The organism is Legionella drozanskii LLAP-1 (assembly GCF_001467585.1).
In the GTDB taxonomy this organism is placed as follows: domain Bacteria; phylum Pseudomonadota; class Gammaproteobacteria; order Legionellales; family Legionellaceae; genus Tatlockia; species Tatlockia drozanskii.
In genome coordinates this window covers 1-11,827 of record NZ_LNXY01000031.1, presented here as the reverse complement: position 1 = coordinate 11,827, position 11,827 = coordinate 1, and the positions used below count along the sequence as shown (strand labels likewise).

Genomic DNA, 11,827 nt, shown 5'->3' with positions numbered 1-11,827 from the left:
ATGCATACGTCATTTCTTTTGCATCCAACACATCCATTCAGACTAGATTACACCGTTTGGGCTTTACGTAGAAGAAGCAAAAATGGTGTTGATTTATGGAATAATGAACGCTATACGCGGTTATTTTTCATTGAAAATCAACTGATTAAAGTCAATGTAGAACAAAAAAATGAAAAAGAAATTTTAGTATCTACCAATAAAAAAATTAGCCCAAAAATAAAAATAGAATTAATTCGATTATTAGAAATGATGTTAGGTCTTAATCGCAACTTACTCGATTTTTATCGTATTGCAGAACAAGATCCTTATTTAACTCCTATGGTGATGCAATTTAAAGGACTTAAGCCGCCTCGATTTCCAAGTATTTTTGAGACTCTTGTGAATGCTATCTCCTGTCAACAATTATCACTTGATGCAGGATTACAAATTCAAAACCGCTTTGTTCAATATGTTGGACAAAGTATAAATGACACAGAGGGAACATTTTATGCGTTTCCTATTCCAAAAGATGTAGTTAACTGTTCAATACCTGAATTAAAAAAATTAGGCTTTAGCACCAATAAATGCAAAACACTTATTGAGTTATCGTCCAGAATTCTTGCTGATGAAACCTTGTTTGATGATTTAGAAGTAAAGACCAATAATGAGATTGTGACATTTTTATGTCAATTTAAAGGGATTGGACGATGGTCTGCAGAATATGTTTTGTTACGTGGACTGGGAAAAATTGAAATGTTCCCAGGAGATGATGTAGGTGCGGCAAAAAATTTACAACTATTGTTACATCTCAAAACAAAATTGGATTATGAGCAAATTTCAAAAATTACCAAAAAATGGTATCCCTATGCCGGATTTATTTATTTTCATTTATTGCTGCAGAAACTAAACAATAAGGGGTTACTGGAGACCAGCGCAATTTGAAATTTTAATAGGAGATTATATCAATGAAAAAAGAGTTTAAAATTGACGATCATGTTGAATGGAACTCAGAAGCAGGAAGAGTAAGAGGAACAATCAAAAAAATAATTACGTCTGAAATTAAATTTAAGAGTTATACGGTTCATGCCTCAAAAGAGGAGCCACAATATTTGATTAAAAGCGACAAAACAGACCATATGGCAATGCATAAAGGGTCGGCTCTCAAGAAGATAACAGATTAAACTATGAATAAGAAAACTCACTACCATTCAATTTAAAAAATGATGGGATTTTGCACTATGTACTGAGAGGTAAGTTAAAAACATCGTTTTTAACAATAGAAAGATATTAAGTTAAACTGAGGAGTTTAATAGAATCCATGCCAAAACTTTATACAATTGGACATTCAACCCATACTCTGCAGGAGTTTCTTGATATATTACATGAGTATCAAATTACGCACGTCGTGGATGTACGCACAATACCTAAATCTCGCCATGTTCCATGGTTTAATGAAAATGAACTAAAAGAATCACTTCGAAAAGAAAAAATTGCCTATACTCATTTATCAAAATTAGGTGGTTTACGTCGAACGACTCATAATTCCATCAATATGGGGTGGCGCAATGAAAGCTTTCGTGGCTTTGCAGATTATATGCAAACATCTGAATTTTTCGAAGGGCTGAAAGAATTAAATAGTTTAATAAAAAATAGCCATAGAGTCGTCATAATGTGCGCTGAAGCCGTACCATGGAGATGTCATCGCTCTCTTATTGCAGATGCAGAAGTAGTTCGACATTTTGTGGTTTTGGAAATTATGAGCAAGACCTCCGTTCATCCTCATAAATTAACAGACTTCGCGGTAATTAATAGAAAGAAGAGACCTATTCAAATTTATTATCCAACGATAATTAAATGATAAGGGATTGTTGGATATCGGATCAATCTGAATTATTAACAAGAGGTTACAATTTCATTTTTGAACCTGTTTATTTATTTAATCTAAAAAATTAGACTATAGTTATCATTACATTACGTATCAATGATTGCAGAAAGGTGAATATATGGCATTAGTAGAGGAAATAGTTGCTGTAGCGCAGAAACGTCTTGCTATTATAAGAGATGATGCTCCGCTAATAGAGGCTGCCAAACTTCTTGATGGTCGACACATCAATCTTATCGTTATCTGTGACAAGGCTGGAACAATGGTAGGTATAGTCACTAGAACAGACATTGTTCGCATGATGGCGGTTTGCCAGGGTTGCGGTTGTACAGTCCCTGTTGCGACGGTGATGACCAAAAATGTTACGAGCTGTCGTCCAAGCGACTTGTTGGGAGATGTGTGGACGACTATGAAAGAGAACAATCTTTTGCATGTCCCTATAGTAGACGAACATTTCAAACCGTTGGGGGTAATTAACGCACGTGATGCTCTTCTGGTTCTTATGGAGAAAGCGGAGTTCGAGAGTTCGATATTACGTGATTACGTCATGAACGTTGGATACAGATGATTTTATTATTTCAATTGTGACGATTTGTTAAATTGGATACTTAGTGATATTCATTGCTAACTTACTCTCATGAAAATTTAATTTATCAAACTTAAGGTTTTAAGTCCGATTACAGCACTGTATTGTAGAGATGATGCAATTGAAATGCTCCGCGACTTAGTTGAACACCTCGTTGCTAGTTTTTAGCAGATAAAATTTTCATATCCCACCATTCTATTTTTTTATCGGGATATGCAGAGCCTATTTTTTGATTAGTTTTTTTTGCACTTATGTCATCAAATTAGAACGCATCAGTCATCCTGTAACAACGGGGAACCTTGGCTAACTATTTCTGCCAATTTATAAATGGGGCATGTGGTGTTGTAGGTGGTTATGGTGGTTTGCAAAAGTGCCTAAGATTAATCATCGTGTAGGTCATAAGCTTCATCGCGTAATGATGAATGCTGTGGTGCTCGAACCGCAGCAGCAGCCGTTTGAATTTGTCCTCCCATGAGAACCGACACTATCAACTTAGTATAAGTCTTGACTAATCATCCTAGCATTGAAAGATTTTATATGGACGTACCCACTTTTTTATGCTATCCGCGACTATTTCTTCGTATGAATATCTTTATAAATGTCATATATCCATCTTTTTACAATTATTAATGACATTTTGGCCTCTTATAAACAATGCATAGTACTATACTGATAATGATAGCTCGTTGTATTAGGAATAAAATAAATAAATTTGTTTTACAAACAAAATTGTAATTACAGCACAGATATGCAACTAATGTATGTAAGGCAATTAGCTAAAATCTTGTAATCATAAAATTTAGGTCGACAATTAAATTAAATAGATGATTTATTGTGTTGGCCAACATGATGCTCTGAGTTATTACGTGATAGGCATTGGATATCGTTGAGGAGGACACATAATGGCTAAAATATCAAACATGTCGATTAAAAATAACTCTACAGCTAAAGCTTTATCCAGGTGGGAGAATGAAGGCGGTGCGGCATCACGCTGTCAAGAGGAGAGTCCAATTTCTGAGGAAGTCCAATCTGTTCCTCAGTTGACAAATGCCGAGTTAGTGCAGCTCCGTGTTCGAGTGATCGCGCTGGAAAATTTGATGATCACGTTACTCGCAGGAGCATCTGATCGTCAGCTCGACCTTGCTCGCGAAATGGCAGTCTATATCTCTCCACGTCCAGGCTTTACCCATCATCCCTTGACGGTACATGCGGCGACTCAGATGATCAATCTAGTTGAACGGGCTGGGCTTTTTATGGAAAAACCTCCTTCATAAGTGGATTGTAATGTAGCATCTGTATTCCAGATCAAGCTATTTTAAGAAATTTAACTCATATCTGGCTTCTTGGAGTTTTTCTCTGGGCAATACTTCTTAGGATCACACTTGATTTATTAAGAACTCTGTATTGTGATTTATATTTGCCAGAATTGATAAAGATCTTGAGATTTTTATTGCATTAACAGTAATACCATATTCCTAAACTCCCAATTTGATTAAAAGCAAGACTTCGCATTATCCGTTATAATTACCTACGAGCAAGGCCATCCTTGTCTACGGTTTTTAATAAAATGGCTGGGTATTGATTACTATGTACATTGAATCAGATCAAATAATTTATTCTCCTTCAGACTTAACCATGTATATGGACAGCCATTTTTCTTCATGGATGGAGCATTTTGCACTCACCAACCCTGAGTTGTTGCCACCCGCAGATAAAGAAGATGAATTGATGGGGTTATTGCAGCATAAAGGACTCCAGCATGAAAAAGAGGTCTTAAATTCTTTTGTTAAGAAAGGGCTGTCGGTCGCTCAAATTATGAGAAGCCCTCATGCCACGGAAGATACATTGGCTGCGATGCAATCGGGCGCGGATATTATTTATCAAGCCGCATTGTCAGCATTGCCATTTAAGGGATGTGCAGATTTCTTGGTAAAAGTAGAAGGGAAAAGTCGTCTCGGTGATTTTTGTTATGACGTTTGGGACACCAAGCTGGCTAAAACAGTAAAGCCCTATTTTATTGTTCAGTTGAGTTGTTATGCTGAAATGCTGGAGACATTACAAGGGCGAAGACCAGAGCATATTGTGGTAGTGCTTGGTAATAACGACCAAATTCGTTTGCGTACAAATGATTATTTTTATTATTACAAAAATCTGAAACATCGATTTTTGCAGACGCATCAAAATTTTTCTGCGCAAAACAGGCCAAATCCTGCTGATTCTAGCAGTTGGGGTCGCTGGTCTAACCATGCTGGAGAATTGCTAAAACAAGTGGATCATTTATGCCAAATCGCAACCATTACAAAAAGCCAAATTAAAAAGTTGAATAGAACGGGTATTGATACCATGTTGGCTTTGGTTGAAACGACTTGTGATCGCATTAAGGGCATAAATACCGATGTATTTTCGCGATTAAAAGCACAAGCTAAAATTCAAAAAGAGAGTACTGGGAAAGACATTCCTTTATATCAAATTCTGCCCCATGATGCTCAGAAAAAAATGGGGTTATCATTACTTCCTCCGGCGTCACCACTCGATATTTATTTTGATATTGAAGGTTTCCCACTTGAAGAAGGGGGCTTGGAGTATTTATGGGGTGTAGTGTATTTTGATGAGAATGGAACCCGGAAATATAAAGATTTTTGGGCGCATGATGAGGATCAAGAAAAAACCTCGTTCAAAGCCTTTATTGGATGGGCATATGCACGTTGGCTGAAAGATCCAACTATGCATATTTATCATTACGCTAACTATGAGATTGCGGCATGTCGTAAACTGATGGGACGATATGGTATTTGCGAATATGAAGTTGATCAGCTGTTGCGCAATGAGGTGTTTGTTGATTTGTACAAGGTCGTTAAAGGTTGTTTATTATTGGGCGAACCGCGTTATTCAATTAAAAATGTGGAGCATCTTTATCGAGAAAAACGTTCCACAGAGGTTGGTTCTGGTGGTGACTCAGTGGTTGTCTATGAGCGCTGGCGAGAAGATCCAGATGGAGAGTCATGGGAAACATCAAAAATATTAAAGGCCATTCGTGACTACAATATTGATGATTGTAATTCAACACAGGAATTGGTTGATTGGCTGCGATTACGGCAAAAAGAGCAGGGTATTTCTTATCTTGGTAAAACAGAGGTTACAGAGCCTGAATTGCAAGAAAAGGTTACAGATCGGGTTCTGTTACGCGATAAATTATTACAGAAGGCTGCTCAATTGCTTGAAGCGGATTCGATAGAAAATGCCAAAGTGACCTCATTACTGGCTTGGTCATTAGAGTTTCATCGACGCGAAAAAAAACCGATGTATTGGCGTTTATTTGATCGCATGGGTTTAAATGATGAAGAGTTAGTGGATGATATTGATTGCTTGGCGCATTGTGTACGTAGTAAAAAACCTCCTTATAAACCAACACCAAAGGCAAGAAACTTAGTATATGAATACACATTTGATCCGAACCAAGAATTTAAAGGAACATGTGAAAAATACTTTGTTCTGGATAAGGAGCGCTCTGATGGAAAAAATGTGAGTGTGACTCACATTAAAGAATATTCGCGTCTTGGTGAGGGTTGTATTGCACTGCAAACAGGAGAATCATTAGATGATGTGATTACTTTGATTCCAGATGAAAATATATCTGTTGATCCTATTCCAGAAGCAATTATGGAACAAGTCCAGGCATTTGAGGATGGACTGCTTTCCGGCACCGCTATTTTTGATTTCTTGATGCGTAATCCCCCACGTATTACAGGTCATGAATCAGGCCAGCCAATAGCTCCGAGTCATGATCCAGCATCACGACTTTTAGAGGTTATCCAAGCAGTACGTTGTTTGGACAATAGTTATTTGACCATTCAAGGACCACCTGGATCGGGTAAAACATATACGGCTAAACATGTGATTGCTGATTTGCTACGGCATGGTAAAAAAATTGGTATTTCATCGAATAGTCATAAGGCAATTAATCATTTACTCCTCAATACCGCTCAGTATTGCAAGAAGGAAGGTATCAATGCGTATTTTGCCTGTACTAAGGATACAGACGAGGCATTATCTCAGCTTGGTATAGATATCTATAAAAATAAAAATATAGCCAGTCATATGCAAGCCAGTTGTGTCATTGGAACAACAGCCTGGGGATTTGCGCATAAAGATCTGGAGAATGCATTTGATTATCTTTTTATCGATGAAGCAGGGCAGGTTAGTGTTGCTAATTTAATTGCAATGAGTCGTTCGACGAAAAACATTGTTTTGATGGGTGATCAAATGCAGTTAGGACAGCCGTCACAGGGGAGTCACCCTGAAGACAGCGGTTTGTCACTATTAGATTATTTGTTACATGCAACACCTACTATTCCAGATACCATGGGAGTTTTTCTTGGAACAACTTATCGCATGCATTCGGCGGTTAATCGATTTATTAGTGATGCTATTTATGAAGGGAAGTTGGAGTCAGCGCCAGATAATGATCGTCAACGTATACGAATACCCGATGATTATCAGGGGGTATTAGATAAAGAGGCAGGCATTATCACGGTTCCAGTTTTTCATGAAGGAAATACACAAGCGAGTGATGAAGAAGTTGAGCAAATTGTGTTGTTGGCTAATCAGCTAATCGGGCGTATTTTTACCGCAAAAGATGGTATAGAGCACTCCATTGAATGGAGCGATATCTTATTTGTTGCACCCTACAATCATCAGGTAAATAAATTAAAGCAAGCTTTGGGGGAACAGGCCAAAGTTGGCAGTGTTGATAAATTTCAAGGACAAGAAGCACCTATAGTGTTTTTAAGTATGTGTACTAGTAATGCCAATGAGTCTGCGCGAGGGATGAATTTTTTGTTTGATAAAAATAGAATGAATGTTGCTATTTCCCGGGCACAATGTTTGGCAATTGTTGTTTATAGCCCAAGCATTACTGAAGCGCGTCCAATGAATATTGGGCAGATTGGTATGTTGAATTTATTTCAATGGTTGGAAGGGATGGGTGGCCATGACGCCATGATTTAATTTATATTAAAAATACTATTCTACCGTTATCTGCGAAATTTGGGATCTTCCCATTCATCATTATCATCTGCATCAATACTATTGGCTGTGATAATAGTTAAAGTTTTATCATAAGTGCCTAAACCAATAACCTCCTCAGTTGCTGAAATCTCATGATCAGTTTGAAACCAATGTATTAGGTCTGTATCGCTATTTTCCCTTTTTACTAGCTTTATATTGGCGGAGTGTTGATTGAAAGCATAAGTAAGAGAATTTTTTGGGATTTTCATGCCTTTTTTTAAATGCGTATATCCAACAAATTCGTACATGCCCTGCGAAACAAAGGAGTACTCTACAAAAGCCCCTGAACTTATAATAATAGCAACAGCTGCATCTGTTAGTCCTGCATATCTAATGGATGAGGCTACTAAAGATGTTTTACATATTTTTGCTAGATTTTCAATCGCAATTAGCCCATCTTGAAATTTACCTGCCTCTTTAATAAAGAGAGATTTTGGCATTAATAATCCAGCGGCGAAATGATCTGCTTCCAATTCAATCTGGTTATGTGAGCAAAAACCAGCATGCGACTCATGGATGTTGCTATCTCGGAATACACTGTCAGGGTGAGATGGTAAAAAATAATGGCCAAGTTCATGAGCAATACTAAATCTTTGGAAGCCCTCATTTTTTATATGTGTTGCATATACTATTGTAAAATCATCACCATATCGAAGGAGCATCCCTGAAACGCCTTTGGCTTCAATTGGTTTTGGTTCAACAATAATATTATTTTGTTCTGCGAGCGCAAACACATCGATCGGAAGCTCGAGTTTTTCATCTTTAACGATTTTCTCAGCCGCGGCAGTAGCTAATTGTAACGTTTTATTTTTCATTTGTTATTTTTTTCTCGATTTCTTTCTATCATTTTTTTGATCATATCCTCTGCAAACTTCTTATCATCCTCTGAAAGTGATTTAACATCTCTGTATAACGCATCCGTATCATCAATTATTCCCATAGGACTTTCTGTAGAACCGAGCAGGTAGTCCGTTGTTACATCTAATGCTCTTGCTAAACGTCTTAAGTTGTCAAAAGATGGTTTTCGAGATCCCTCAGTATTTTCAAAATGAGAAATAGATGTTGCAGGAAGACCTGATTTTTCCGAAAGCTGTGCTTGTGTGAGATTACGTATTTTTTCACGTGCAAAACGTAGTCGTTCAGCAAAAATATTTTTATCCGATGTATCCATGTTGTCGCCTATACTATGGTTAACTTGACATAATCGACAAGTTCTGTTATAATCATCAATATAAAGTTGTCTATATCGACAATAAAATTGTAGCATATTTTAGGATAAATAGTGACTATTGATGAAATAACAACAAAACCATATAGAGTATTATCTCTAGATGGTGGAGGTATGAGAGGCTTATATACGGCGTCTTTACTAAACACACTTTCTGATAGATTTGGTAATCAACTTGATGTAGGGAAGGGGTTCGATCTTATTGTTGGTACAAGCACAGGTAGTATTCTTGCTGCTGGGTTAGTAGCTGGTATACCGTTGCCACAAATAATTAATCTTTATAGAGAAAATGGGGCAAAGATATTTGGAAGCCCCATACCAAATAACATATGTTTAAAATTTATTTGGGGACTGCTTCACTCCTCTAGACCTGCGAATGGAAATGAACTTTTAGATCGTATTCTTCGAGAAGTATTTAATGATGAAACTTTAGGTGAGGTATATCAAAGAAGAAAAATAGGACTTTGTATCCCTAGCGTAAACGTCTCTACTCATAAGGCACGTGTTTTTAAGACGGCGCACAATCCTAAAAAAAATGCGGATGATAATAGAAAACTGAGTGAAGTGTGTCTTGCATCTTCTGCAGCCCCCATTATTTTTCCTATTGCGGAAATCAATGATCCTCATACTCACGAAGCTAAATCATATTTTGTGGATGGTGGATTATGGGCGAACAACCCCGTATTAATTAGCTTAATAGAAGCATTACAGATGAGCTATGCCTCTCAACCTATTGAGATAATTTCAATAGGAACTTGCCCTCCTCCAAGTGGGGCAGCACTTACATCTCATGAAACAAAACGCGGACTATTTGGCTGGAATTTTGGCATTAAAGCGCTAGAGTTATCCATGGATGCCCAAGCAAGTGGGTATCAATTTATCGCTCAATTTTTGGCGGATCATTTTATAACGTTAGAAAAACAAATCGATATTCTTCGGTTTGATCAATCAGCTCCTTCCTCACATCAAGAAAAATATCTTAACCTTGATGGTGCCTCGGAAAAATCATGTAACACATTAATTCAGCTTGGGAATGCAGATGCTCTTGAAATTCATGGAAGGGCAATATCTGGTCGAGATCAATATAAAAAATTAATTCCAATCTTTAAATCCATGTCAACCTTACACAGCGGGAAACAATGATGAGTATTCAAAAGCAATTAGAACTCTTTCACCAAAAAATTAAAGTTGATACAGAAACTCTACGAGAAAAAAGAGACATCTTAATTAATAAAATTAAACAATCACTTAAAGCTTCTGGTCATTCAACATGCGATACAATTAACCAAGGTAGTTATATTTACGGCGTTGGCGTTATTCCTTTAGGGAGTCAAGAATACGATATTGATGTTGGATTAGTTTTTCCGATAAGAGCCATTGATTACAAACCAAAAAATGTAAAAAATTGGGTATATGAGGCTGTAAAAAATCATACTAGCAATGTTGAAGATCGTGGTTCTTGCATTCGAGTACGATACACTGCGGGTTATCATGTTGATTTGGTTGTTTATGCTCAGTTTTATGATGATGTTAATCATGAAAATTATCAGTTAGCTCGAAAAGATGGCACATGGAATCAGTCTGACCCTAAGACATTAAAAAAATATATTGAAAATGCACGTCAAAATTTTATATCTACAAAAGATCGAAGTGGTGCAGATCAGATTCAAAGAGTGACTCGTTATTTTAAAAGGTGGAATGATTTAGTTATTGCTAAAGAATCCCCTGATAAACCAACTGGCTTAGCGATGTTATTGCTTGTTATCCAATATTTATCTGCCCCCTGTATTAATGATGTCGGAGCTAGTGAAGACATTGGAGCATTATTACTAATTGCTCGAGAGATTTCGCGGCTGTCAGGAAGGATTATTATTAATAAGCCCACGCCACAATATGAAGATGTTTTTAGTAAGCTAGATGAGCAAGCAATGATTCAGTTGAAGGAGCGGTTTAGATTGTTGCAAGAAGATCTAGAGCAAATATCTAATATGTCAGAAATGAACGCTATTAATGTGATGGCAAAACATTTTGGCGATGATTTTTCAAAAATAATTCAACCACAAGCCAAACAGCTAACTAATGAAGAACTAAAAGCAGCAGATATTTTAGATATGGAAAAGGCTATTCCATCTTATAAGAATCCCGCAAAACCTTGGGCACAATAATATGATTTGGTGGAAATCGAGTCCCTTATTATTTGAACAATTTAAGGCACAGCTCATAGATTTCTTTTATTTAAAGTTAGATGTAGAAAACGAAGATATTATTTTGCATGGTGAATGGCCTGTGCATGGAGCAACCAAATTAATAAAAAAATATAATATTAAAGTTATTATTCCTAATGATTATCCATATACTATCCCAAAAGTTTTTGAGCTTAGTAATCAGATACCGAAAACCCAAGACCGGCACTTTAATCCACAAGATGAGTCAGCTTGTTTGTTTGTAAAGCCCGAAAGATGGGTGCGATGGCCTATTGGCTCAGGTATTGACGTATTTTTAAATGGAGTAGTAAAAGAATTTTTCTTTTCGCAGGCGTATTATGACTTAAAAGGAAAATGGCCGTTCGGAGAATGGGCTCATGGTAATGAGGGTATTGTGCAATATTTTTTAACTCAGTTGAATTTAAAAAATGTGCTGTGTCTTTATGATTTTTTTCAGTATATTAATTCTACAAAACCCACCAGAAGTGTCCTATGTCCTTGCAGGAACGGTAAACGATTTAGACGGTGTCATTGGGATAAATTCTCAGCTCTACGAGATCGACTACCCAAAAGTGAATGGGTAGAGCTCTCTCAGATATTAATGCTTCAACTAAAGCCTTTAATCAAAATTTTGTAGCCAGGCCATCAAGAGTATTATTCTCTGCAATCTCATCATGAGGAACAAGCAAATAACACCACGGTTTGCCGTTATACGTTCTTGCATGATCTTTTGCATAGCTACACCATTTGGTTGCTGCTTCTTTTTTTGTAATTAGGCCTGGGACTAAGGATCGTGCGGTAAAGTGTCAAAATCAAGCTGTTTTTTAATGATGGATCCAGTCCTGGTGCGGGTTAGAGGTTCATGTCAATGGGAAAAATTT

The 11,827-nt window shown here is 36.9% G+C and carries 11 protein-coding genes; 9 read left to right on the top strand and 2 right to left on the bottom strand.

What is annotated here, in order from left to right; genetic code table 11:
* From Ldro_RS13555 to Ldro_RS13530, 6 genes are all read left to right on the top strand, one after another.
* The coding region (locus Ldro_RS13555) for a DNA-3-methyladenine glycosylase family protein (RefSeq protein WP_058496967.1) at positions 1 to 921 on the top strand (921 nt) is incomplete at its 5' end.
* A gap of 23 nt (positions 922 to 944) precedes the next feature.
* Positions 945 to 1,160 carry a hypervirulence associated TUDOR domain-containing protein gene (locus tag Ldro_RS13550; RefSeq protein WP_058496966.1) on the top strand — a complete coding sequence of 72 codons (216 nt, stop codon included), beginning with the start codon at positions 945 to 947 and terminating at the stop codon, positions 1,158 to 1,160.
* A gap of 137 nt (positions 1,161 to 1,297) precedes the next feature.
* On the top strand, positions 1,298 to 1,837 hold the full coding sequence (locus Ldro_RS13545; RefSeq protein WP_058496965.1) for a DUF488 domain-containing protein: 540 nt from the start codon (positions 1,298 to 1,300) through the stop codon (positions 1,835 to 1,837).
* A gap of 145 nt (positions 1,838 to 1,982) precedes the next feature.
* Complete coding sequence (locus Ldro_RS13540; protein WP_058496964.1) at positions 1,983 to 2,429, top strand: CBS domain-containing protein; 447 nt, start codon at positions 1,983 to 1,985, stop codon at positions 2,427 to 2,429.
* A 920-nt stretch (positions 2,430 to 3,349) separates the two neighbouring features.
* The gene (locus Ldro_RS13535; protein ID WP_131764452.1) at positions 3,350 to 3,721 is read left to right on the top strand and encodes a hypothetical protein; all 372 of its coding nucleotides are present in this window, start codon (positions 3,350 to 3,352) and stop codon (positions 3,719 to 3,721) included.
* Positions 3,722 to 4,034: 313 nt separating this feature from the next.
* Positions 4,035 to 7,454 (top strand): TM0106 family RecB-like putative nuclease, encoded by a 3,420-nt coding sequence (locus Ldro_RS13530; protein WP_058496963.1) that lies wholly within the window; start codon positions 4,035 to 4,037, stop codon positions 7,452 to 7,454.
* A 26-nt stretch (positions 7,455 to 7,480) separates the two neighbouring features.
* Here the strand turns inward: Ldro_RS13530 and Ldro_RS13525 are convergent, their stop codons facing one another.
* Positions 7,481 to 8,329, bottom strand: coding sequence for an ImmA/IrrE family metallo-endopeptidase (locus Ldro_RS13525; RefSeq protein WP_058496962.1), 849 nt, complete (start codon positions 8,327 to 8,329; stop codon positions 7,481 to 7,483).
* On the bottom strand, positions 8,326 to 8,685 hold the full coding sequence (locus Ldro_RS13520; RefSeq protein ID WP_058496961.1) for a helix-turn-helix domain-containing protein: 360 nt from the start codon (positions 8,683 to 8,685) through the stop codon (positions 8,326 to 8,328). The genes Ldro_RS13525 and Ldro_RS13520 overlap by 4 nt, the downstream gene beginning before the upstream one ends.
* A 111-nt stretch (positions 8,686 to 8,796) precedes the next feature.
* Between Ldro_RS13520 and Ldro_RS13515 the strand changes: the two genes are divergently transcribed.
* Genes Ldro_RS13515 through Ldro_RS13505 form a run of 3 tightly spaced genes read left to right on the top strand, consistent with a single transcriptional unit; the run spans position 8,797 to position 11,583 of the window.
* The gene (locus Ldro_RS13515; RefSeq protein ID WP_058496960.1) at positions 8,797 to 9,885 is read left to right on the top strand and encodes a CBASS cGAMP-activated phospholipase; all 1,089 of its coding nucleotides are present in this window, start codon (positions 8,797 to 8,799) and stop codon (positions 9,883 to 9,885) included.
* Entirely contained in the window at positions 9,882 to 10,907 is a 1,026-nt protein-coding gene (locus Ldro_RS13510; protein WP_131764453.1) for a nucleotidyltransferase domain-containing protein, read from the top strand. The genes Ldro_RS13515 and Ldro_RS13510 overlap by 4 nt, the downstream gene beginning before the upstream one ends.
* 1 nt (position 10,908) lies before the next feature.
* Complete coding sequence (locus tag Ldro_RS13505; RefSeq protein WP_058496958.1) at positions 10,909 to 11,583, top strand: hypothetical protein; 675 nt, start codon at positions 10,909 to 10,911, stop codon at positions 11,581 to 11,583.
* Positions 11,584 to 11,827 lie beyond the last annotated feature (244 nt).

What these genes read in the sequence shown, in the direction of transcription:
- Ldro_RS13550 (WP_058496966.1), top strand. Translation starts at nt 945, where the DNA reads ATGAAAAAAGAGTTTAAAATTGACGATCATGTTGAATGGAACTCAGAA.
- Ldro_RS13545 (WP_058496965.1), top strand. Translation starts at nt 1,298, where the DNA reads ATGCCAAAACTTTATACAATTGGACATTCAACCCATACTCTGCAGGAG.
- Ldro_RS13540 (WP_058496964.1), top strand. Translation starts at nt 1,983, where the DNA reads ATGGCATTAGTAGAGGAAATAGTTGCTGTAGCGCAGAAACGTCTTGCT.
- Ldro_RS13535 (WP_131764452.1), top strand. Translation starts at nt 3,350, where the DNA reads ATGGCTAAAATATCAAACATGTCGATTAAAAATAACTCTACAGCTAAA.
- Ldro_RS13530 (WP_058496963.1), top strand. Translation starts at nt 4,035, where the DNA reads ATGTACATTGAATCAGATCAAATAATTTATTCTCCTTCAGACTTAACC.
- Ldro_RS13525 (WP_058496962.1), bottom strand. Translation starts at nt 8,329, where the DNA reads ATGAAAAATAAAACGTTACAATTAGCTACTGCCGCGGCTGAGAAAATC.
- Ldro_RS13520 (WP_058496961.1), bottom strand. Translation starts at nt 8,685, where the DNA reads ATGGATACATCGGATAAAAATATTTTTGCTGAACGACTACGTTTTGCA.
- Ldro_RS13510 (WP_131764453.1), top strand. Translation starts at nt 9,882, where the DNA reads ATGATGAGTATTCAAAAGCAATTAGAACTCTTTCACCAAAAAATTAAA.
- Ldro_RS13505 (WP_058496958.1), top strand. Translation starts at nt 10,909, where the DNA reads ATGATTTGGTGGAAATCGAGTCCCTTATTATTTGAACAATTTAAGGCA.